Raw genomic sequence first — 21,799 nt, 5'->3', positions numbered from 1 at the left:
CAGATGCAGTTCGGACGCACCTATGAAGAGTTCGAGGTCGGCGCGGTCTACAAGCACTGGCCCGGGAAGACGGTCACCGAGTACGACGACCACCTCTTCTGTCTGCTCACCATGAACCACCACCCGCTCCACATGGACATCAACTATGCGGAGAACACCACCGACTTCGGTAAGAACGTCGTGGTGGGCAACTACATCTACTCGCTTCTGCTCGGCATGTCCGTCCCGGACGTCTCCGGCAAGGCGATCGCCAACCTGGAGATCGAGTCGCTGCGGCACATCGCGCCGACCTTCCACGGCGACACCATCTACGGCGAGACGCTGGTGCTCGACAAGTGGCCGTCCAAGTCCAAGGACGACCGCGGCATCGTCTACGTCGAGACCAAGGGCTACAAGCAGGACGGCACGGTCGTCTGCATCTTCCGCCGCAAGGTGATGGTGCCGACCGAGACGTACATCAAGGAGCGCGGCGGCGAGCAGCCCGGCCGTCCCACTCCTCTCTCCTGAGCCCTCCCCCGAAAGACCCCGGCCGAGGGGCCGCCGTCATCGGCTCCTCCTCCGGTCACGGGGGCTCCACGGATGTCACGCTTCGTGGAGCCCCCGCCATCCCCCACCCTCTTTGCTTGATTTGGAGCCGCACGATGGGACGCCTCGCACAGACCGACGGCCTCACCGAGATCCAGCGGGACATCCTCGCCACCGTGCGGGACTTTGTCGACAAGGAGATCATCCCGGTCGCGACCGAGCTGGAGCACAAGGACGAGTACCCGACCGCCATCGTGGAGGGGATGAAGCAGCTGGGCCTCTTCGGCCTCACCATCCCCGAGGAGTTCGGCGGCCTCGGCGAGTCCCTGCTGACGTACGCGCTGGTGGTCGAGGAGATCGCCCGCGGCTGGATGTCGGTCTCCGGCATCGTCAACACGCACTTCATCGTCGCCCACATGATCAACGCGCACGGCACCCAGGAGCAGAAGGAGTACTTCCTGCCCCGGATGGCGGCCGGCGAGATCCGCGGCGCCTTCTCGATGTCCGAGCCGGGCCTCGGCTCCGACGTCGCGGCGATCTCCACCAAGGGCGTCAAGGACGGCGACTTCTACGTCCTCAACGGCCAGAAGATGTGGCTGACCAACGGCGGCACCTCCACCCTCGTCGCGGTCCTCTGCAAGACGGACGAGGGCGGCAACACGCCGTACCGCAACATGACCACCTTCCTGATCGAGAAGACGCCCGGCTTCGGGCCGAACCCGACCGTGCCCGGTCTGACCGTGCCCGGGAAGATCGAGAAGATGGGGTACAAGGGCGTCGACACCACCGAACTGGTGCTCCAGGACGTGCGTATCCCTGCGAACCGCATCCTCGGTGGCGTCCCCGGTAAGGGCTTCTACCAGATGATGGACGGCGTCGAGGTCGGCCGGGTCAACGTGGCCGCCCGCGGCTGCGGTGTCGCCCGCCGCGCCTTCGAGCTGGGCATCTCCTACGCCCAGCAGCGCTCCACCTTCGGCAAGAAGATCGCCGAGCACCAGGCGATCCAGTTCAAGCTGGCCGAGATGGCCACCAAGGTCGAGGCCGCGCACCAGATGATGGTGATGGCCGCCCGCAAGAAGGACAGCGGCGAGCGCAACGACCTCGAGGCCGGCATGGCCAAGTACCTGGCATCCGAGTACTGCAAGGAGGTCGTGGAGGACTCGTTCCGCATCCACGGCGGCTACGGCTTCTCCAAGGAGTACGAGATCGAGCGCCTCTACCGCGAGGCACCGATGCTGCTGATCGGTGAAGGTACGGCGGAGATTCAGAAGATGATCGTGGGGCGCCGGCTCCTCGAGGAGTACCGACTCGCCGAGTAGTAGGGCCGAGTAACAGAGCCACTTGAAGGCCGAGGGGCCGGGCGTGCGGGTCGGGTCCCTCGGCTGCCGCTGAGCCGTGTCAGTCCCAGGCTTGGTCAGCCGAACGGGGCGGCACAGCGGCCTCGGGGAAGGCCGTAGGGCGCGCATCACCTGGTGCGCGCCCTACGGCTACATCCACACGCCCCGGTTTGACTCGCCGTCAGCCGCGTTCGTATTGAGACATGGGTCACGCGGGCCGTCCGACCCCTTGGGAACCGGATGGCACCGCGCTACGGTCGTATACATAGCAGGCACAGATCGGCACCGCACAGGACACCTGAACCAGCAGGCGGCTTGCCCACCTACCGCCTGGTCCCGATAGCATCCACCGGGACAGCAGCCGTCCCCATTTCACTCGATCCCCGCGGTGGCCCCCGTCCAGCGGCCATGATCCCCCGCGACTAAGGTCTTCGATGCCCATCAGCCCGTCCCCTCACACCTCCGTTCCGGATGGCGACGCATTCGCCGCCCCGGCGGCCGGTTCGCGCCCCCGCGTGACCATCGCGCGCGGAGCCACCCCCTGGTTCGTCCCCACCCTGGCCACCGCCGCCCTCACCACCGCCCTCACCAGGCGGAGCGGCAAGTGGGCCATCGCGGCGGTACCGGCCTGTGCGCTGAGCGCCGGCATGCTGTGGTTCTTCCGCGACCCCGAGCGTGAGATCGGCACCGGCAGGGTCATCTCGCCCGCCGACGGTGTGGTGCAGAGCATCGACGCCTGGCCGGACGGCCGGACCCGGGTGGCGATCTTCATGAGCCCGCTCAACGTCCACGTCAACCGCGCGCCGCTGCCCGGTACCGTGACGTCCGTCGAGCACATCGCCGGTGGCTACGTCCCGGCGTTCAACAAGGACAGCGACCGCAACGAGCGCGTCGTGTGGCACTTCGACACCGAGATCGGTGACATCGAGATGGTGCAGATCGCGGGGGCCGTGGCCCGCCGCATCGTGCCGTACGTGGATGCCGGCACCAAGGTCGAGCAGGGCGAGCGGATCGGGCTGATCCGCTTCGGTTCCCGGGTCGACACCTACCTGCCGGCCGGCGTCGAGGTCGGCGTCGAGGTCGGCCAGAAGACCACTGCCGGGGTGACGCGCCTTGACCGTGACTGATCCTGAAACGCTTGTCGGCCTGGACGACGACGAGGAGACGGACCTGCGCCGCCGCCGCTGGGCGCGCGACCGCGAGCTCCGTGCTCCCCGCTCGCCGCAGCACCTCTCCACCGCCGACTTCCTGACCCTGGGCAACGCCGTCTGCGGCTTCCTGGCGATCTACTCGATCACCACCGGGGTCCTGATGCCGCACATCACCGGGGAGTCCAGCGCCCCGGACAAGCACAGTGCGGCGACCGCCGTGACGCTGCTGCTGATCGGCTCGATGTGCGACCTGTTCGACGGCCTGGTGGCCCGCAAGCTGCGGTCCTCCGCGCTGGGCGCCGAGCTCGACAACCTGGCCGACCTGATCAGCTTCGGTATCGCGCCGGCCTACTTCGTCGCGGTCTGGGGCATCGTCTCACCGGACAGCAACCAGCAGCTCTCGGCGTTCATCGCGCTGACCGTCCTGCTCGCGGTGGTGCTCCGACTCGCGAGATTCTCGGCCGTGAAGATGCGACCGGGGATCTTCCAGGGCATGCCGTGCCCGATGGGCGCGATGACGGTGATCGCCATCGTGCTGCTGGACCCGCCGCTGGTGCCCGGCCTGCTGATGATCCTCGGCGTGGCGTACCTGATGGTCAGCCGGATCGAGTACCCGAAGCCACAGGGCCTGCTGGCCACGGCGACGCTCTGCTGGATCGTGGTCAGCATCGGCTGCCTGGCGGCCTGGGCCGCCGGCCTGCCGGGCGGTGACACCCTGATGCACATCGGGGCGATCGCCCAGATCACGCTGGCTGCGATGGCGCCGCTGCTGGTCATCCGCCGCAAGGTGGGGCAGAAGGTCGGCGACGTCCGTGCCCGCCGCGCGGAGTCCCGCGGCTGCTGAACCACCTCCGAGGGGGCCCGGATCCACCAGGATCCGGGCCCCCTCGGCATGCGGGTACCTTGCCAGGTCGGCCCGGCCACCAGGGCGGGTAACCAACGAGGCCGGGGCAACCACCAGGGGCGCGGGGAACTGCGCGAAACGGCAGGGCAGCCACGGTCGGCCGGGCTCGACGGCGTGGCAGCCCGTCGCGACCCTGCCGGGCAGGGCGGTGCAACGGGTTCTCGGACGGTTCGGTGCGGCTCCGGAGTCTTCCGGTTTCGCGCAGTTCCCCGCGCCCCTGAAAGGGCTCGCCCTGAGCCCTACGCGCCGCCGCGGTGGACGCTGAAGGCGGAGCGGCGGGCCGCCCTGGCCACCGCCGGGTCCGGGTGCACGCCGGCGACGGCGGTGAGCACCGAGGCCGCCCGCGGATGCCCGGACTGCCGCGCCCGGTTGAACAGCCGCACCGGCTCCCCCGCCGACGCCCCCTCGACATGCCCGACCAGCAGCTCGGTCTCCCCGTGGTCCAGCACGGCCGCAGCGGTGTCCACCCACAGCCACGCCGCGTCCTCAGCGGTCAGCACGTCCGCCGGGGCGACGCCGACCTCGTCCGACTGCTCGGCCAGCCACAGCAGCGCGTACGGGCGCAGCACGGCCTCGTCCACGGCCGCCCGGACGGCCTGCTCGGCGGTGCCCCCGGCGACTCTCAGCGCTTCGAAGGCGAGGCCCCGCAGCAGGGCGTCCTCGCCCCGGGCGGCGTCGAGCAGCTCGGCGACGGCCCGGTCGACCGGGCGGGCGGCGACCCAGGCCCGGTACTCGGCGCGGGCGGGGCCCGGCGAGTAGTTGGCGCAGGCGTCCAGCAGCTCCAGGGCGCTCTGCTCGATGTGCCCGGCCGCGGTCTGGGCGACGGTGCAGATCTCCTCGAGCTTGGCGCGCACGGCCCAGTGCCCGAGCGGGGAGAGCTCGGCGGCCTCGTCCTTGCGGATGACGGCGCCGACGGCGGTCAGCCCGTCCAGCATCCAGTCCAGGACGGCGGCGACGTCGGAGGGCGCGTGCGGGGTGTCGATCTGCGGCTCGCGGCAGGTGCCGCGGACGGCGGAGACCGCGGAGGCGGCGTGCGGCACGGGCGAGAGCGAGACGGTCCCGGTACCCACCCCGTGGCGGCGCTCGTCGAGGCCGCGGCGGAGGAGTTCCAGCAGTTCGCTGTCGGCGACCGGGCCGTCCACCAGGTGGAGGAAGGACAGCAGCTGCGGGGCCTGGTCGACGGCCTGCCCGGCCAGCACGGCGAAGATCCCGCGCATCGCGGCGGGCGGGACGGGGGCGACCAGCGTCCAGGCGTCGAAGAGCGCGGACCAGCCGCGGACGACGGCCTCGTCGTCGTGCTCCCAGGCGTGCAGCCGCCAGCCGGGCGCGGCGCCGCCCTCGCGGGCCTCCACCAGGCCGACGAGCAGCGCCTGGCCCCAGGCCTTGGCGGCGGCGCCGACGGTCATCGCAAGGGCGCGGCCGGCGGCGCGGGCGTCCTCGGGGAGCAGCTCGCCGCGCTTGTCGACCTGCTCCAGCTCGCCGGCCCAGCGGGCGATGCGGACGGCGTCGGCGAGCATCCGGCGGGCCAGCGGGGCGAGCTCGGCGGGCGCGGGGAAGCCGTCGGGCACGGGCACGCGCCCGCGGCCGGGCTTGGGTGCCGGGGTACGGCGGCGGGGTGCGGCGGGGTTGCCCGGGAGCGCGCCGTCGGCGCGGCGGGCCGCACCGGGCAGACGGGTCACCGTCGCACCGGTACCGATCGTCGGCGGGAGCGGGGCATCACGGTCGCGCGGGTTCCGAGACGTCACGCCGTGCAGTCTTCCCCGTGCACGGGCCTTCTGTCACATCGGCTTCGGCGCGTCTTTCGGCGCCCGGTGCCCGGGGTGGGCAGAGATCGGGCAACAGCCCGCAAACCGGGCCTGCGAAGGCCCCCAATCTATGACGCGTACGCGACAAGATAGCCAGGCGAACCATCGGCCCGGCGGCGCTCCTGGCGCGGTCCGCCTCAGAGCAGCGGGGTCAGCCAGCGCCGCAGGGTCTCCGCATAGCCGTCCGGGTCGGCGTTCCACAGCGCGGCGTGCTCGGCGTCCGGCACGGGGTGCAGGCTCACCAGGTCGTACCGGAGGTCCGCGAGGCGTTCGGCCGCCTTCCACGGCGCGATGCCGTCGGTCGGGCTGTGCAGCAGCAGCGCCGGTACGTGGAGGTCCGTGCCCCGGGCGAGGCGGGCGAAGCCGGCCAGGTCGACCTTGGTGCGGCCCTGGGCCGCCAGTGCACCGAGTTCGGCCAGCGGGGCCGGGACACCCGCCCTGACGCTCTCCCGCCGCACCGTGGCGGGCCAGTCGAGCACCGGGGAGTCCAGCACCAGCCCGCTGACCGACTCGCGCCAGGAGGATCGGGCGGCCGCCTGCAGCCCCATGGTGGCGCCGAGCGACCAGCCGTACAGGATCACCTGGCCGGCGCCGTTCTCGAGGGCGAACCGGACGGCCGCCTCGACGTCCCGCCACTCCGTCTCGCCGAAGTGACCGAGGCCGTCCGGCGACTCCGGCGCTCCGCGGTCGCCCCGGTAGGTGATGGTGAGGCTGTGGAGCCGCAGCGAGTGCAGCAGGGGAAGTACCGGCAGCGCCTGCGTCCGGTCGGCGCCGGGGCCGTGGACGAGGATGACCCAGGTGCCGCGCACACCGGGCACGTACCAGGCCGGGAGCGGGCCGAGCTCGCCGTTGACCACCGCTTCGCCGTACTCCAGGCCCAGGGCGGACCCGGGGTCTCCCCGGTACACCCACGGGGTCACCTTCACCTCGGTGGCGAGGTCCAGCGTGCCGCCGTCCACCCGCTCCAGGCGGCGGGTGACGGTCTGGACGTCGGTGCGCAGGACCTCGCCGACCACCGCATGCCCTCCGCCCCGCCACTCCAGCGCGTACCGGCCGGGGCGGACGGTCTCCGGGGCCCGGGTGAGCGCGACCCGGCCGGGGCTCAGATCGTGCACCCTCAGGGTCGCGGCCCCCGGTCCGGTGACGCTCGGGCGAACCACCCGGTCGGACACCTTGCGGCCGAGCAGCAGCGCCGCCGCTCCGGCCCCTACGGCGGCGGCCGCCACTGCGGCGGCGGTTCCCCAACGCATGAGCGCTCCCCGGTGTGCTGGTGGCAGGCGGATCGGTGTGCGCTCCCAGTCCACTCTCCGCACGGGCACCCTGCCACCGGGGGAGGTCCGTCCGGGGCGGCGGACCTCCTGCCGACCTCAGACCGGAATGTCGGTGTGGTGCTGGGCCAGCAGCTCCCAGAACCGCTGGGCGAGCGGCTTGCTGGGCTGCTGCTCGGCCGGGCTCGGGGAGGAACCCCAGTGCATCGGCACCAGGTACTCGTTCTGCAGCTCCGTGAGAGCCGCCGAGAGCACGTCGCGGGGGACGGGCACCAGACGGGAGATCGCCTTCAGCTGGGCCTGCCAGCGCCCGTCGACGCACTGCCGCAGCCGCTGGTCCAGGTCGTCCTGACGGTGGGTCACGTAGAGCAGCGCCCGCAGGCTCAGGCCCAGCACGTGCGCCAGCGCGTAGCTCTGCTCCTCGTCGCCGGTCCACTTGCCGCTGAGCTCGGCCTTCTCGTACGCCTGCTGGGTGACCCCGATCCGCCGGGCCGCCTGCTCCTGGGTGAGTTCCCGGGCCACCCGGAAGTCCCGCAGCGTGGTCGGACGGGCGCCCATCAGCTGGGCGGGCGGGCACCACAGGGCGCGCGCGAGGGCGATGAACTCCTCCTCGGACGGCCTGATCTCGCCGGTCTCCCAGCCGATGACGTGGCCGGGCAGCAGGCGGACGCCGTGCGCAGCCATGCCCTCGGCCACCTGTTCCGGAGTCAGGCCGAGCCCGGCACGGTGCGCCCGGGCGGCCATCGGGGAGAACGGCACGGGGGCGGGGGACGGCGGTCTTCGTCGCATGGGACATGACCGTACGGGTGTACCTATTTCGCCCACACCCGCCGATTGCACGAAGCGCAGCAGGCACCCCCGACTGTTAATCGGAGGATCGTACGAGCCCGGCTACCTGAATCAGCCATCTACTCGGAGGTAATGACGGAGCTTGGGCCGGCCGGTTAGCTACGCGGGTAGTATCCGCGCCCGCCTGGGGTTCTGTCGATGTGTCAGTGGCGTGGAGGAGGCGTAGCGGACCGGCCGGGGACCGCGCCCGCTTGGGCGGGTGGCGGCACGTGTGACCAACCCCTCCGCCTGCTTTGTTGACTCCCGGTCGAGCCCCGTGATGGGATCCATCAGCCAAACGGAGGCATGCAGAGGAAGCCGGTGCGAATCCGGCGCGGTCCCGCCACTGTCACCGGGGAGCACGCTCGAACACATGGTCACGGCGGTCCGGTCGAACGGCTGCTGGAAGGCCCGAGGGTGTGTCGGACCCGGAAGCCAGGAGACTCTCGCCTCCGGTACGTCGATCCAGGGCGCGGACCCTGAGTGAGGACACGCACGCCATGCAGGCTGCCCCGGCCGCGATGCGGCCGCCGATCCGAGCTGCCGCCATCCCTGTGCCCGTGCCGTGCCTCGACTGAACCGCAGCGCCGCCTTCGCCCTCGGCACCGTCGCCGGATACCTCGCCGACGCCCGCTTCGCCGACCCCCGGCGCGGCCACCCGGTCGCCGCCTTCGGTACCGCCGCCGGCCGGCTGGAGCGGCTGCTCTGGCGTGACCGGCGCGCGGCGGGTGTCCTCTTCACCGCCGCCTGCGTGGGTACCGTCGCGGCGGGAACGGTGCTGGCCGACCGCGCGCTGGGACGATCGGCGGTGGGCCGCGCCGCGCTGGCTGCCACCGCCACCTGGACCGTCCTCGGCGGCACCTCGCTGACCCGGGAGGCCCGGACCATCGGCCGCTCGCTGCAGGCCGCCGACCTGGACGCCGCCCGCGAGCGGCTGCCGCACCTGTGCGGGCGCGACCCGAGCACGCTGGACGAGCAGCAGATCGCCCGGGCGGTGGTCGAGTCCGTGGCCGAGAACACCGCCGACGCGGTCGTGAACGCCCTGTGCTGGGGCGCCCTGGCCGGCGCGCCCGGTCTGCTCGCGTTCCGGGCCGTCAACACCCTCGACGCGATGGTCGGCCACCGCTCACCCCGCCACCACCGCTTCGGCTGGGCCTCGGCCCGGCTGGACGACGTCGCCGGCTGGCCCGGCGCCCGGCTGACGGCGCTGCTGACGGTCGCCGCCGCGCCCCACCCGCGTACCGCCTGGCGGGTCTGGCGGCGGGACGGCTCCGCGCACCCGAGCCCCAACGCGGGCCAGGCCGAGGCCGCCTTCGCGGGCGCGCTCGGCGTCCGGCTCGGCGGGACCCTCACCTACGGCGAGCGGGTCGAGCACCGGCCCGTACTCGGCGCGGAACTGCGGCCGGTGACGGTCGAGGACATCGAACGGGCCTGCGTCCTCTCCCGCCGGGTCGGCGCCCTCGCCCTCGCGGTGACGGTCGGTTCACGGGCACTGGCGGGTCTCCTGAGCGGCGCGCCGAACTGCGCGACATCGGAAGCAACGGCGCCGCACCTACCGCCCGGCGCCAACGACGTAACGAAGCGGGGCCGGTCATGAGCGGGCATCCCCTCAGGGGCGCGGGGAACTGCGCGGCATCGGAAGTAACGGCGCCGCACCTTCCGCCCCGCGAAGCTCCTCGCGCCCTTGGGTGGCTGGCCGCAAGCGTGATGCAGAGGAACGTGCCGGCGCCGCACCTTCCGCCCCGCGAAGTTCCTCGCGCCGCCGGGTTGGCCGTTTGCGCACGCAGTGCCACAGGTGAGAGGAACGGGCATGAGTAATGCGTTGCTGGTCGCCGGGACGACCTCGGATGCGGGCAAGAGCGTGGTCACGGCGGGGATCTGCCGCTGGCTGGCCCGACAGGGTGTCAGCGTTGCGCCGTTCAAGGCGCAGAACATGTCGCTCAACTCCTTCGTGACCGCCGACGGCGCCGAGATCGGCCGTGCCCAGGCCATGCAGGCGGCCGCAGCCCGGGTCGAGCCCGAGGCGGCGATGAACCCGGTGCTGCTCAAGCCGGGCGCGGACGGCCGCAGCCAGGTGGTGCTGCTCGGCCGGGCCGTCGCCGAGGTCGGCGCGCTGGACTACCGCGAGCGCAAGCCCGTCCTGCTGGAGCGCGCCCTGGAGTGCCTGGCCGACCTGCGGCAGCGCTACGACGTGGTGATCTGCGAAGGCGCCGGCTCCCCCGCCGAGATCAACCTGCGGGACCGCGACATCGCCAACATGGGCCTGGCCACGGCGGCCAGGCTGCCGGTCGTGGTGGTCGGCGACATCGACCGCGGCGGGGTCTTCGCCGCGATGTACGGGACGCTGGCGCTGCTCTCCGCCGAGGACCAGCGGCATGTGGCCGGCTGGTTCGTCAACAAGTTCCGGGGCGACGCCCGGCTGCTGGCGCCCGGCCTGGACATGCTGCACGAGCTTACCGGCCGTCCGGTGCTCGGCACCCTGCCGATGCTGCCGGGGCTCTGGCTGGACGCTGAGGACTCGCTCGACCTCTCGACCGTGGTCGACCGCGGCGACGTCCGGGGGCCGCTCGGGGCGGACGTCCTGCGGGTGGCCGTGGTGCGCTTCCCGCGGCTGTCCAACTTCACCGATCTGGACGCGCTGGCGCAGGAGCCCGGCGTCCTGGTCCGCTGGGCGACCAGGCCCGAGGAACTGGCCGACGCCGACCTGGTGGTGCTGCCCGGCACCCGGGCCACGGTGGCCGACCTGGCCTGGCTGCGGGAGCGCGGGCTGGAGAGTGCCCTGAAGAAGCGCGCGGCGGCCGGGCTGCCGCTGCTCGGCGCCTGCGGCGGGTACCAGATGCTGGGCCGGGAGATCGTGGACGAGGTCGAGTCCAAGGCCGGTACGGTCGCCGGTCTCGGCCTGCTGCCGACCCGGGTGGTGTTCGGCCGGGAGAAGGTGCTGGCCCGTCCGGTCGGCGAGGCTTACGGCGAGCGCGTCGAGGGGTACGAGATCCACCACGGGGTGGTCGCGGTCGAGGGAGGCGAGCCGTTCCTGGACGGCTGCCGGGTGGACTCCGTGTGGGGCACCACCTGGCACGGAGCCCTGGAGAACGACGGCTTCCGCCGGGCGCTGCTGCGCGAGGTGGCGGGGCTCGCCGGGCGGGACTTCGTACCGGCGCCCGACACCTCGTTCGCCGCGGCCCGCGAGGAACGGCTGGACCGGCTAGGGGATCTGATCGAGGAGCATGCGGACACGGACGCACTGTGGAAGCTGATCGAGGGCGGGGTACCCGGCAACGGGCTGCCGTTCGTACCGCCAGGAGCGCCGTAACTTTGGAGAGTGGCAGGCAGATGAGTGACGTCCGATACCCGTTCACCGCGATCGTCGGCATGGCCGACCTGCGGCTCGGGCTGCTGCTCAACGCGGTGTCCCCGGCGGTCGGCGGGGTGCTGGTGCGCGGCGAGAAGGGGACGGCCAAGTCGACCATGGTGCGTGCGCTGGCCGGCCTGCTGCCGTCCATCGCGACCGTGCCCGGCTGCCGGTTCGCCTGCGACCCGGCCTCGGCCGACCCGCAGTGCCCGGACGGGCCGCACGCCCTCGCGGCCGCCGAGGAGCGTCCGGCACACCTGGTCGAGCTGCCGGTCGGCGTCTCCGAGGACCGGATCGTCGGTTCCCTCGACCTGGAGCGGGCGCTCGCCGAGGGCGTGAAGGCGTACGAGCCGGGCCTCCTCGCCAAGGCGCACCGCGGCGTGCTCTACATCGACGAGGTCAACCTGCTGCAGGACCACGTGGTGGACCTGCTGCTGGACGCCGCCGCGATGGGCCGCTCGTACGTCGAGCGCGAGGGCGTTTCGGTCCGGCATGCGGCACGTTTCCTGCTGGTCGGGACGATGAACCCGGAGGAGGGTGAGCTGCGGCCGCAGCTGCTCGACCGGTTCGGCCTGACCGTCGAGATCGCCGCCACCCGCGACCCGGGCGAGCGGGCCGAGGTGGTGCGGCGGCGGCTCGCGTACGACGCGGACCCGGACGGTTTCGCGGCCCGCTACGCCGAGGACGAGCGGGAGCTCGCCGAACGGATCACCGCAGCACGGGAGTTGCTCCCGCAGGTGGAGCTCACCGATGTGGCGCTGCGTCAGATCACCGCCGTCTGCGCCGCGTTCGAGGTGGACGGGCTGCGCGCGGACATCGTGATGGCCCGGACGGCGGTCGCGCTGGCGGCCTGGGACGGGCGGACGGAGGTCCTGGAGGAGGACGTCCGCAAGGCCGCGCAGCTGGCTCTGCCGCACCGGCGGCGCCGCAACCCCTTCGACGCTCCCGGGCTCGACGAGGAGCAGCTGGACCGGACACTGGACGAGCACTCCGAGGGACCTGACGACGAGGGACCCGACAACGAGGGGCCCGACGACGAGGGCCCGGGCGGAGGTCCCGACGGCGGAGGCGCACCGGAGCCCGTGGGCGACGCTCCCGACGGCAGCGCGGCCTCCGACGAGCCGAGCGAGACCGTCCCGCCACAGGGTGCTCCCGCCAAGGCGAACGCGCCGGTGGCCGCCGCCGGGGAGCCGTACCGGACCAGGCTGTTCAAGGTGCCCGGCACCGGGAAGGGCGCCCAGGGCCGCCGCTCCCCCGCCGAGACGGACGGCGGCCACACCATCAGGTCCCGCCGCCCGCAGGGGCACCTCAGCCGGCTGCACCTCAGCGCCACCCTGCAGGCCGCCGCTCCGCACCAGGTGGCGCGGGGCCGCGACTCGCGCGCGCTGGTGCTGCACCGCGACGACTTCCGCGAGCAGGTCCGCCAGGGCCGGGAGTCCAACCTGGTGCTGTTCGTGGTGGACGCCTCCGGGTCGATGGCGGCCCGGCAGCGGATGACGGCGGTCAAGGGCGCGGTCATGTCGCTGCTGATGGACGCCTACCAGCGCCGCGACAAGATCGGCATGATCACCTTCCGGGGTGCGTCCGCCGAGCTGGCGCTGCCGCCCACCTCGTCGGTGGAGGTCGGCGCCGCCCGCCTGGAGCAGCTGCCCACCGGCGGGCGCACTCCGCTCGCGGCCGGTCTGCTGCGTGCGCACGAGGTGCTCCGGGTGGAGCGGATGCGCGACCCGCACCGCCGTCCGCTGCTGGTGGTGGTCACCGACGGCCGCGCGACCGGCGGGCGCGACGCGCTGGCGCAGGCCGGGCAGGCCGCCGGTCTGCTGGCCGGACAGGGGCTGGCGAGCGTGGTGCTGGACTGCGAGGCCGGCCCGGTGCGGCTGGGCCTGGCCCGTACATTGGCCGCGCAACTCGGCGGCCCCGCAGTGACTCTGGACGAGCTGCGCGCCGAGGGCGTCGCCGCTCTGGTGCACGCACACCGCCCCGTCAACCACGACCGAAAGGCAGCCTGAGCCATGCCGAAGGGTATCCCCGAGACCGTCCCCGACGACGGCCTGACGACCCGTCAGCGCCGTACGCTGCCGATCACCGCCGTGCACACCGGGCCCGGGAAGGGCAAGTCCACCGCCGCCTTCGGGATGGCGCTGCGGGCCTGGAACCAGGGCTGGCCGATCGGGGTGTTCCAGTTCGTGAAGTCCGCCAAGTGGAAGGTCGGCGAGGAGAACGCGCTGCGCGTGCTCGGCGCCTCCGGCGAGGGCGGCACGGTGGACTGGCACAAGATGGGCGAGGGCTGGTCCTGGGTGCAGCGGGACATCGAGTCCAGCGAGGAGGCGGCCAAGGAGGGCTGGGAGCAGGTCAAGCGCGACCTGGCCGCCGAGAGCTACCGCTTCTACGTGCTGGACGAGTTCACCTACCCGATGCACTGGGGCTGGATCGACGTGGACGAGGTGCTGGCGGTGCTGAAGGACCGTCCCGGCAGCCAGCACGTGGTCATCACCGGCCGCTACGCCCCCGAGGCGCTGACCGAATTCGCCGACCTGGTCACCGAGATGACCAAGGTCAAGCACCCCATGGACGCGGGCCGCAAGGGCCAGCGCGGTATCGAGTGGTAGGCCCTTGAACATCCCCCGTCTCGTCATCGCCGCGCCGTCCTCCGGCGCGGGCAAGACCACTGTCGCCACCGGCCTGATGGCGGCGCTCGCCGCCAGGGGCCTGACGGTCTCCCCGCACAAGGTCGGGCCGGACTACATCGACCCCGGCTACCACGGACTGGCCGCCGGGCGTCCCGGGCGCAACCTGGACGCCTTCATGTGCGGCCCGGAGCGGGTGGCACCGCTGTTCCTGCACGGCGCCGCCAGGGCCGACGTGGCGGTGGTCGAAGGCGTGATGGGGCTGTTCGACGGGGCGGCCGGGCGGGGCGAGTTGGCGTCCACGGCCCATGTGGCGAAGCTGCTGCGGGCGCCGGTGGTGCTGGTGGTGGACGCCTCCTCGCAGTCCCGGTCGGTGGCCGCGCTGGTGCACGGCTTCGCCTCCTGGGACCCGGAGGTACGGCTGGCCGGGGTGATCCTCAACCGGGTGGCCTCGGACCGGCACGAGGAGCTGCTGCGGGAGGCCCTGGAGGAGGGGTCGGGCGTGCCCGTCCTCGGCTCGGTGCGCCGGACCGCCGCCGTGGCGACGCCGTCCCGGCACCTCGGGCTGATCCCGGCCGTGGAGCGGTCGGCGGACGCGCTGCGGGCCGTCCGCGACATGGGCGAACTGATCGGCCGCTCGGTCGACCTGGACGCGCTGCTGGCGCTGGCGCGAAGCGCTCCGCCGCTGACGGCGGCGCCCTGGTCGGCGGCCGAGGAGGTCACCCCGGTGGCCGGGCGGCCCCGGATCGCGCTGGCCTCGGGGGCTGCGTTCTCGTTCTCGTACGCGGAGAACGCCGAACTGCTCGCGGCGGCGGGCGCGGAGGTCGTCCCGTTCGACCCGCTGCACGACGCCACGCTGCCGGACGGCGCCTCGGGCCTGGTGATCGGCGGCGGCTTCCCCGAGATGTACGTGTCCGAGCTGAGCGCCAACGCCCAGCTACGCTCCTCGATCGCCGCCCTCGCCGCCTCCGGTGCGCCCATCAGCGCCGAGTGCGCCGGACTCCTGTACCTGGGCAGGGAGTTGGACGGCGCACCGATGTGCGGCGTGCTCGACGCCACCGCCCGGATGACGGAGAGGCTCACCCTCGGCTACCGCGAGGCCGTCGCCCTCACCGACAGCACCCTCGCCCCGGCGGGCACGCGGGTCCGGGGCCACGAGTTCCACCGTACGGTCTGCGAGCCCGGTGCCGGCCCCTCCCCCGCCTGGGGCTGGCACGGGCCGACCGGGCCGCGTACCGAGGGCTTCGCCAGCGGCTCGGTGCACGCCTCGTACCTCCACCTGCACTGGGCGGGCGCACCGCAGTTGGCGGAGCGCCTGGTCGGCGCGGCGGCCAGGCACGGGCGAGGGCCGGCCGGTTCGTAGACTGGGCCCATGACGACCTCTCCGGAGCTCCACACGTACACCGCCCAGGTCACCTGGACGGGCAACACCGGTAGCGGGACGAGCGGTTACCGGGCCTACGAGCGCTCCCACGAGGTGTCGGCGGCCGGCAGGCCGCCCATCCCCGGCAGCTCGGACCCGGCGTTCCGGGGCGACCCCGCACGCTGGAACCCCGAGCAGCTGCTGCTCGCCTCGATCTCGCAGTGCCACCTGCTCTGGTACCTGCACTTCTGTGCGGTCAACGGCGTCGTGGTCACCGCGTACGTCGACGACCCGGTGGGCACCATGGCCGAGACCGCCGAGGGCGGCCACTTCACCGAGGCCGTCCTGCGCCCCCGGATCGAGGTGGCCGAGGCGTCGATGGCCGAGCAGGCCCTCGCGCTGCACGAGGACGCCCACCGGGCCTGCTTCATCGCCAACTCGGTCAACTTCCCGGTCCGGCACGAGCCGACGGTCTCCGTGAGGGAGCCCGGTGTGACGACCGGTCAGTGACCGCCGGCCTCGACCACCTCGACGCCCAGGATGTTGCGCTCGATCTCCGCGACGGGCAGTGCCACCGCGAGCGCCCAGTAGTAGATCACCAGGGCGAACACCACGACCACCCCGATGTCCCACCAGAGCGGCAGGTTGCCGGCGGCGCCCTCGCCGAAGGTGCCCTGCCAGGAGATCACGCCCATCCCGATCAGGTACACCGGCAGCCACTGCCCCGCCTTGAAGTCCATCCGCGGCGCGTTCGGCAGGCCCTTGACCGTGGCGTAGGCGGCGTACGAGCCCAGCAGCAGATAGCCGATCACGATCGCCGCGCCGAGCCGCCACAGGGTGCCCCAGCCGGCCCAGTAGATGACCAGGCTGGCGACGGCGAAGGCCAGCGGGGAGATGACCGCGCCCCCGGGCAGGTGGTACGACCGCTCGAGGGCCGGAAGCCGCTTGCGCATCACCCCGAAGGCCAGCGGGGCGCCCGCATACATCAGCACGACCGCCGAGGTGATGAAGCTGACCAGCCGCTGCCAGCTCGGGAACGGCAGGAAGCAGAGCACACCGGCCACGAAGGCGACGATCAGTCCGACCCACGGCACGGCGCGCCGGTCCGTGTGCTGGATCGTCTGCGGCGCATAGCCGTTACGGCTCAGACCGTACGAGATCCGCGAGCTGGAGGTGACGTAGATCAGGCCGGTGCCACCCGGGGAGATGATCGCGTCGACGTAGAGGATGCTCGCCAGCCAGCCCAGTCCGATCAGGGTCGCCAGGCCGGCGAAGGGGCCGGTGATGCCGGGGAAGTCGAGGTGCGCCCAGCCCGCGGCGAAGGTGTCGGGCGGCAGCGAACCGATGAAGACGACCTGGAGCAGTACGTAGATCACCGTGCCGATCAGCACCGAACCGAGGACGGCCCGCGGGATGTCCCGCTTGGGGTGCATGCTCTCCCCGGCCCACTGGATCGCCTGCTCGAAGCCGAGCAGCGCGAAGATCACCCCGCTGGTGCTGATGGCCGTCAGAACGCCCTTCGCTCCGAACGGAGCGAACTGCTGCGACGTGAAGTTGTCGCCGTGGAACTCCTTGACCGCGAACACCAGGATGGTGAGCAGCGGGACGGCCACCTTCCACCAGGTGGCCGCGTTGTTGGTGAACGCGAGGATCTTGACGCCGAGGAAGTTGATCCCCACGAAGAGCGCCAGCAGGGCGGCCGCCACGATGAAACCCTGGGTGGTCAGGGTCCCGTTCGGGTGCAGGAATCCGTCGGCCCAGGACCAGTGCCCGGCGTAGTTGATCATCGCCTGGACCTCGATCGGCGCGATCGTCGCGGCCTGCAGCCAGGAGTACCAGCCGAAGGACATCCCGGCGAAGCCCCCGAACGCGTAGTGCGGGTACCGCGCCGTGCCACCCGCCACCGGGAACAGGCCGCCCAGCTCGGCGTGCACCAGCGCCAGCAGCACGATGGCCACGGAGCCGATCACCCAGGAGAGCACCGACGCCGGCCCGGCCGCCACCACGGCGGTCTTCGCACCGAACAGCCAGCCGGAACCGATGATCGCGCCGACCGAGGCCCACAGCAGCCCGATCAGTCCCACCTCACGGCGCAACTTGCTGCCGGGCGGGCTGGCTGGCGGGGTCACCAGGTCGGTCGATGACATGGTTCGGCCTCTCGGAGAGCGACAACTCGGCCCGACACTGCCGCAGCTCGCCCCTCGCATCGGTGGTACGCGCCCCCTACACGCCGGGACGGCCACTCGTTCGGCCGAATCGTCATGCTTCGACCGCTCGCCTGACGCAGCGTCAGGTCAGGAACCCGACGTGCACGTGGTCGTGGTGGGTGTCGTCCGTGAAGAACTGCTGGGAGGTGGCACCCCCGGAGAGTTGGCGCGGGCCGCCGACGTTGTACGAACCGGCGGCTGCGGCGGCCCGCATGAAGCCGTCGACCAGGTCGTGCGGGGTCTGCGGGTCGACCACCGCGTGCCCGTCGATCTGCCACACGTCGAAGGCCCTGCCGACCGGGTGGTCGCTGGGCCGGTTGGTACCGAAGACGTCCAGGGGGTGCCCGGAGCGGACCACGCTGACGTACATCCGGTAGGTCCCGGAGAGCGTCAGCATGGCCCGCAGCACGGTGTCGTGGACGGCGCCGCTGCGGATGTCCGCCTGCGAGGCCGGGGGGAGCTGGATGCGGGGCTCGGCCAGGACCTGGCGGGCGGCGTCGCTGAGGGTGGCGGCGGGCGCGCCGGGCTCGGCGGGATGCAGGGCCGTCACCGTCCAGCGGGGTTGGGCTGCATCGAGGCGTACGTCCACCGTGGTGCCGCCGGGCGTGACCGGGCCGTCGGCGGATGCGGTCCACTGGTCGCAGACCACCAGCACGCTGGCCGAGTCGGTGAGGATGCCGCCGTACTGGGCGTCGACCACCTGGAGGGCGGCCCGGTCCGCCGCCGGGAGCAGCGGTCCGGCCTGGTCGGCCAGGGCGGGGTCGAGGCCGAGCGCGCTGACCCTGGCCCGGGCCGCCGCGATGCCCTGGCCGCCGGGAGGCCAGGCGCCCAGGGCCTCCACCAGCTGGACGGCCCGCAGCTTGACGTCCGGCTGCACCTCACCCGGCCCTGGCGTCCAGGGGGTCGTGGCGGGGAGGGTGGCAGCCGCAGAGGGCGTGGCCGAGCCGGGTGAGGGCGAGGCGGGTGAGGGCGAGGCGGGAGTCTGCCCGGGTGCGGTCGTGGACGCGCTGGAGCAGCCCGCGCCGGCCAGCAGGCCGCCGGCCGCACCGAGCAGCACCACCCGCCGGGGGATCGCCGACGCTCGGCCGGGGACGGAGCTGTGCATGGCCCACTATGTCCACCGTTGCCCGGCCGACGGCGGCACGCCGCGCCGTCGGTCTGCCGCCGCGGCCGGGGCCGTTCAGCCGAGGTAGGCCGGGGCGACGGCGGCGGAAACGAGCCGGCGGGGGCTGCCGCTGCCGTCGGCCGGGGTGGTCCAGAGATCGGCGCCGAAGTCGCCGGGGAGGGCGTAGACCAGGGTGGAGTCGTCGGCCCAGAGGGCCTGGTCGTCGATGTTGCGCTGCTCGGCGGTGGCGGTCTCGGTCATGGTGCGCAGGTCGAGTACGTACAGCCGCCAGGGTGCGTCGGCGGGCGCGCCGGGGGCGCGCTTCTTGTAGGCGACCCGGGTGCCGTCGGGCGACAGGGACGGGCACTCGACGTTCTGGTGCAGCGTGGTGAGGGTGCGCGCGGTGACGTCGCCCTGGACGAGGTAGGTGTGGCCGCCGGTGGCCAGGGTCGCGTAGAAGCGGGTGTCGTCGGCGAAGGTGACGCCCCAGATGTTGGTGTCGTGGGACTGGAACGGGTGGCCGTCCTTGGTGATGGCGTACGTCTCCAGGTTGTCCTGAAGGGCCCAGGTACGGGTGTCCACGATGGCGGTGCGGGTGGAGAAGTCGGTCCCCGCGTACGAGTCGCCGCTGACGAAGACCGTCCAGGCGGCGAGGTACCCGGAGGGCGAGACGCGGGCGCGGGTCGGGATGCCGGCGGCCGGGAAGGTGTGCAGCTCGTGCAGCTTGGCGTCCAGGATGACGGTCCGGTAGGTGTCCTCCAGCGCGCCGTGCACGGCCTGCAGGCAGATCCCGGTACCGGCCGCGGCGTGGAAACGCAGGCACTTGACGCCGGAGGCGGTGCGCTCGCCGTCCGGGTGATCGGCCGGGACGGTAGCGAGCTCGTCCCGGTGCGGGCCCCAGGCCATGCTGCGGAAGACCAGCTGCTGCCCGGCGGGCTGCAGCGAGACGCTCCCGGCCCGGACGGCGGGCCCGCCCTGCTGCTCCTCGTCGCGCTTGCCGGACCGGTCGGCGGCGTACAGCACCGCGCCCGTGCCGATGCCGCCGAGCAGCAGGACGGCGATCAGCAGGGTCAACAGGCGGGCGATGGGGGCACCCCCGGCCGGAGGTTGGGGGAGCGTCATTCGGTGACCTCGTCGGGGGAACGGAGCAGCAAGTAGGCGGCAACTGCGCTGACTGCCAGGGCGGTTGCGGTGGCGGCGAGGGCGGTGTGGCCTCCCCAGGCGCTCCAGGCGGCGCCGAAGGCGAGCGAGCAGGCGAACCGGGCCAGCGCCTGGCCGGTGCCGACCAGCGCGAGTCCGGCGCCCTGCTGGTCGGCCGGGGTGGCGTTGGCCGTGGCGGCGGCGAGCACGCCGTCGGTGGCCGCGTAGAACATGCCGTGCAGGAGCAGCACGCCCACCGCCACCGCGCCGCCCGGGATCCGGGCCAGCACCAGGACGTACGCGAGCAGCAGCGCCCCGTGCCCGGCGAGGAAGAGCGTGCGCCGGCCGATCCGGTCGGCGAGGGCGCCCAGCGGGACGGCGAGCAGCAGGAAGGCGGCGGCGGTGCCGAGCGGCAGCAGCGGGAACAGGTGGGTGGAGAGGCCGAGTTGGCGCTGAAGCAGCAGGTAGAGGAAGGAGTCGCTGACGGTGGTCAGGCCGAGCAGCACGGCGCAGAGGCCGAGCCGGCGCAGGGCCGGGAGCCGGAGCAGGGTCAGTGAGTCGCGCAGCGAAGACCTCGGCGGTGCGTCGGCCGTGCGGGCGGGGGTGGGGACGAAGAGCAGGAGCACCAGGACGCCGAGCGCGGCGATGCACCCGCTGACCGCGAACACCGCGTCGTAGCCGTCGACCGTCGCCCGCAGCACGGCGAACGCGACCAGCGGGCCGAGCAGTGCGCCGGTGGTGTCCATCGCGCGGTGCACCCCGAAGGCCCGGCCCCGGTGTTCGGGCTCGGTGGCGAGCGAGATCATCGCGTCCCTGGGTGCGGTGCGCAGGCCCTTTCCGGTGCGGTCCACCGCGAGCACGGCGCCGATCAGCGGCACGGTGTGCGCGAGCAGCAGCAGCGGCTTGCAGACCGCGGACAGCCCGTAGCCGACGGCCGCGACGGTCTTGTGGCCTCGGCCGCCGCGGTCGGCGAGGTGGCCGCCGACCAGCCGGACCAGGGCGCCGACGCCGTTGTTGATGCCGTCCAGCAGGCCGAAGCCGAGCGGGGAGAGGCCGAGCCCGGCCACGACGTACAGCGGGAGCACGGCGGTGACCATCTCGGAGGAGATGTCGGTGATCAGGCTGACCGCCCCGAGGGCGAGAACGGTGCCGGGGACGGCGGCCCCGCGCCGCCCCGGGCGGGTGCCCGGGGCGACGGGAGCCTTGGTGCTGCGGGAGTCCGCGAGGTACACGGGCGTCAGTTCCAGATGCCGGTGATGTCGGAGGCGGAGCCGGCGTTGCCCGCGTGGGTGGTCAGACCCGCGAGGTCCTCCAGGGTGCGCAGCACGTTGTAGTGGTTGTACGTGGTGCCGGTGCTGCTGCCGGGCGTGACGTGCTGGCCGTAGAACACGGTCGGGATCTTGTTGCCGGAGAGCCGGTTGTCCTCGTCGAAGGTGACGACGAGGATGCTGTTGTGGGTCTGGGCCCAGGTCGCGTACGCGCCGAGCTTGTTCTGGATCCAGGTGTCGCCGGTGGAGACCGAGCAGTCGTGCATGTCGTTGCACAGGTCCGGGACGACGAAGGAGACCTTCGGCAGCGTGGTGTAGTCGGTCGGGAACTGCGTCATGGTGTACGCGGTGTTGGTCGGCACGTTGCTGAAGCCGAACCACGGGTTGTGCTTCTGCGCGTACTTGCCGCTGCTGCAGACCGTCGAACCCTGGCTCGGCAGGCCCTCGTTGTAGCTGCCCCAGGTCTTGCCGGCGGCGATCAGCTCGGAGCCGAGGTTGGCGGCGGAGATGGAGCCGACGCTCACACAGCTGTCGTCCGTGCGGCCCTGGTTGCTGCCGGAGAACAGCATGTAGTAGTTGGGCTCGCTGGGGTGGGTGAGGCCGAAGGACTGGGTGAGGTTGGCGCCGCCGGCCTTGAGGGTGTTGTTGATGTACGGCGCGCTGGAGCTGCCGATGATCTGGGAGTAGGAGTGGTTCTCCATCACCACGACGACCACGTGGTCCGGGGTGGGGAGACCGGTGACGGCCTGGGCGCTGCCGGTGGCGGCCCACAGGCCGAGCGAGGCGGAGGCCAGGCCCAGCGAGGCGGCCAGGGCGATGAGCTTGCGGCGGGGGCGCTTGTGAGTCTTCGTCATGACGGGTGTCCTCCGTGCGGGATGGCGAAGGTGCTGGGGTGGAGCGCCGGTAACACTAGGAGCGCGAC

18 protein-coding genes and 1 riboswitch are annotated in these 21,799 nt (G+C 72.7%); of the genes, 10 read left to right on the top strand and 8 right to left on the bottom strand.

Going from position 1 to position 21,799, the window contains the following annotated elements; all coding sequences use genetic code 11:
• Positions 1-3: 3 nt before the first annotated feature.
• The 4 genes from FB465_RS26005 to FB465_RS25990 all read left to right on the top strand — a co-directional run bounded on the left by FB465_RS26005 (position 4) and on the right by FB465_RS25990 (position 3,857).
• Complete coding sequence (locus tag FB465_RS26005; RefSeq protein WP_145794320.1) at positions 4-507, top strand: MaoC family dehydratase; 504 nt, start codon at positions 4-6, stop codon at positions 505-507.
• A gap of 134 nt (positions 508-641) precedes the next feature.
• Positions 642-1,844, top strand: coding sequence for an acyl-CoA dehydrogenase family protein (locus tag FB465_RS26000; protein WP_145794318.1), 1,203 nt, complete (start codon positions 642-644; stop codon positions 1,842-1,844).
• Positions 1,845-2,296: 452 nt separating this feature from the next.
• Positions 2,297-2,989, top strand: a complete 693-nt coding sequence (locus FB465_RS25995; protein ID WP_246192842.1) for a phosphatidylserine decarboxylase — start codon at positions 2,297-2,299, stop codon at positions 2,987-2,989.
• Entirely contained in the window at positions 2,976-3,857 is an 882-nt protein-coding gene (locus FB465_RS25990; RefSeq protein WP_425461215.1) for a CDP-alcohol phosphatidyltransferase family protein, read from the top strand. Before FB465_RS25995 ends, FB465_RS25990 begins: the two co-directional genes overlap by 14 nt.
• Positions 3,858-4,156: 299 nt before the next feature.
• Here the strand turns inward: FB465_RS25990 and FB465_RS25985 are convergent, their stop codons facing one another.
• The 3 genes from FB465_RS25985 to FB465_RS25975 all read right to left on the bottom strand — a co-directional run bounded on the left by FB465_RS25985 (position 4,157) and on the right by FB465_RS25975 (position 7,779).
• Entirely contained in the window at positions 4,157-5,662 is a 1,506-nt protein-coding gene (locus FB465_RS25985) for a hypothetical protein (RefSeq protein WP_246192841.1), read from the bottom strand.
• Positions 5,663-5,859: 197 nt separating this feature from the next.
• Entirely contained in the window at positions 5,860-6,972 is a 1,113-nt protein-coding gene (locus tag FB465_RS25980) for an alpha/beta hydrolase family protein (RefSeq protein WP_145794315.1), read from the bottom strand.
• A 117-nt stretch (positions 6,973-7,089) separates the two neighbouring features.
• Complete coding sequence (locus tag FB465_RS25975) at positions 7,090-7,779, bottom strand: helix-turn-helix domain-containing protein (RefSeq protein WP_145794313.1); 690 nt, start codon at positions 7,777-7,779, stop codon at positions 7,090-7,092.
• Positions 7,780-8,103: 324 nt separating this feature from the next.
• A riboswitch (cobalamin riboswitch) is annotated at positions 8,104-8,286 on the top strand.
• A 106-nt stretch (positions 8,287-8,392) separates the two neighbouring features.
• Between FB465_RS25975 and FB465_RS25970 the strand changes: the two genes are divergently transcribed.
• The 6 genes from FB465_RS25970 to FB465_RS25945 all read left to right on the top strand — a co-directional run bounded on the left by FB465_RS25970 (position 8,393) and on the right by FB465_RS25945 (position 15,667).
• On the top strand, positions 8,393-9,415 hold the full coding sequence (locus FB465_RS25970) for a cobalamin biosynthesis protein (protein WP_145797599.1): 1,023 nt from the start codon (positions 8,393-8,395) through the stop codon (positions 9,413-9,415).
• 213 nt (positions 9,416-9,628) lie between these two features.
• Positions 9,629-11,128, top strand: a complete 1,500-nt coding sequence (locus tag FB465_RS25965) for a cobyric acid synthase (RefSeq protein WP_145794312.1) — start codon at positions 9,629-9,631, stop codon at positions 11,126-11,128.
• 20 nt (positions 11,129-11,148) lie between these two features.
• Entirely contained in the window at positions 11,149-13,176 is a 2,028-nt protein-coding gene (locus FB465_RS25960) for a putative cobaltochelatase (protein WP_145794310.1), read from the top strand.
• Between the two features lie 3 nt (positions 13,177-13,179).
• Complete coding sequence (gene cobO, locus FB465_RS25955) at positions 13,180-13,776, top strand: cob(I)yrinic acid a,c-diamide adenosyltransferase (RefSeq protein ID WP_145794309.1); 597 nt, start codon at positions 13,180-13,182, stop codon at positions 13,774-13,776.
• Positions 13,777-13,780: 4 nt separating this feature from the next.
• A complete protein-coding gene (locus FB465_RS25950) occupies positions 13,781-15,157 on the top strand; it encodes a cobyrinic acid a,c-diamide synthase CobB (RefSeq protein ID WP_145794307.1) in 1,377 nt (458 codons plus the stop codon).
• Between the two features lie 9 nt (positions 15,158-15,166).
• A complete protein-coding gene (locus tag FB465_RS25945) occupies positions 15,167-15,667 on the top strand; it encodes an OsmC family protein (RefSeq protein WP_145794305.1) in 501 nt (166 codons plus the stop codon).
• Here the strand turns inward: FB465_RS25945 and FB465_RS25940 are convergent.
• The 5 genes from FB465_RS25940 to FB465_RS25920 all read right to left on the bottom strand — a co-directional run bounded on the left by FB465_RS25940 (position 15,661) and on the right by FB465_RS25920 (position 21,731).
• Positions 15,661-17,304, bottom strand: coding sequence for an APC family permease (locus tag FB465_RS25940; RefSeq protein ID WP_145794303.1), 1,644 nt, complete (start codon positions 17,302-17,304; stop codon positions 15,661-15,663). The two genes, FB465_RS25945 and FB465_RS25940, sit on opposite strands and share 7 nt — an antisense overlap.
• Positions 17,305-17,446: 142 nt before the next feature.
• Positions 17,447-18,469, bottom strand: coding sequence for a hypothetical protein (locus FB465_RS25935; RefSeq protein WP_246192839.1), 1,023 nt, complete (start codon positions 18,467-18,469; stop codon positions 17,447-17,449).
• A 75-nt stretch (positions 18,470-18,544) separates the two neighbouring features.
• Positions 18,545-19,591, bottom strand: coding sequence for a TolB family protein (locus FB465_RS25930; RefSeq protein ID WP_145794302.1), 1,047 nt, complete (start codon positions 19,589-19,591; stop codon positions 18,545-18,547).
• Entirely contained in the window at positions 19,588-20,841 is a 1,254-nt protein-coding gene (locus FB465_RS25925) for an MFS transporter (protein ID WP_145794300.1), read from the bottom strand. The genes FB465_RS25930 and FB465_RS25925 overlap by 4 nt, the downstream gene beginning before the upstream one ends.
• Before the next feature lie 5 nt (positions 20,842-20,846).
• The gene (locus FB465_RS25920) at positions 20,847-21,731 is read right to left on the bottom strand and encodes an alkaline phosphatase family protein (protein ID WP_145794299.1); all 885 of its coding nucleotides are present in this window, start codon (positions 21,729-21,731) and stop codon (positions 20,847-20,849) included.
• Positions 21,732-21,799 lie beyond the last annotated feature (68 nt).

Origin of the sequence: Kitasatospora atroaurantiaca (genome assembly GCF_007828955.1) — a bacterium.
Classification (GTDB): Bacteria; Actinomycetota; Actinomycetes; order Streptomycetales; family Streptomycetaceae; genus Kitasatospora; species Kitasatospora atroaurantiaca.
Note: the sequence above shows the minus strand (reverse complement) of the source record. Positions and strands in the feature narration are given on the sequence as shown.

Coding starts and splice junctions, on each gene's coding strand:
- FB465_RS25965 (WP_145794312.1), top strand. CDS start 9,629: ATGAGTAATGCGTTGCTGGTCGCCGGGACGACCTCGGATGCGGGCAAG.
- cobO (WP_145794309.1), top strand. CDS start 13,180: ATGCCGAAGGGTATCCCCGAGACCGTCCCCGACGACGGCCTGACGACC.
- FB465_RS25945 (WP_145794305.1), top strand. CDS start 15,167: ATGACGACCTCTCCGGAGCTCCACACGTACACCGCCCAGGTCACCTGG.
- FB465_RS25920 (WP_145794299.1), bottom strand. CDS start 21,731: ATGACGAAGACTCACAAGCGCCCCCGCCGCAAGCTCATCGCCCTGGCC.
- FB465_RS26005 (WP_145794320.1), top strand. CDS start 4: ATGCAGTTCGGACGCACCTATGAAGAGTTCGAGGTCGGCGCGGTCTAC.
- FB465_RS25980 (WP_145794315.1), bottom strand. CDS start 6,972: ATGCGTTGGGGAACCGCCGCCGCAGTGGCGGCCGCCGCCGTAGGGGCC.
- FB465_RS25975 (WP_145794313.1), bottom strand. CDS start 7,779: ATGCGACGAAGACCGCCGTCCCCCGCCCCCGTGCCGTTCTCCCCGATG.
- FB465_RS25940 (WP_145794303.1), bottom strand. CDS start 17,304: ATGTCATCGACCGACCTGGTGACCCCGCCAGCCAGCCCGCCCGGCAGC.
- FB465_RS25935 (WP_246192839.1), bottom strand. CDS start 18,469: ATGCACAGCTCCGTCCCCGGCCGAGCGTCGGCGATCCCCCGGCGGGTG.
- FB465_RS25995 (WP_246192842.1), top strand. CDS start 2,297: ATGCCCATCAGCCCGTCCCCTCACACCTCCGTTCCGGATGGCGACGCA.
- FB465_RS26000 (WP_145794318.1), top strand. CDS start 642: ATGGGACGCCTCGCACAGACCGACGGCCTCACCGAGATCCAGCGGGAC.
- FB465_RS25960 (WP_145794310.1), top strand. CDS start 11,149: ATGAGTGACGTCCGATACCCGTTCACCGCGATCGTCGGCATGGCCGAC.
- FB465_RS25930 (WP_145794302.1), bottom strand. CDS start 19,591: ATGACGCTCCCCCAACCTCCGGCCGGGGGTGCCCCCATCGCCCGCCTG.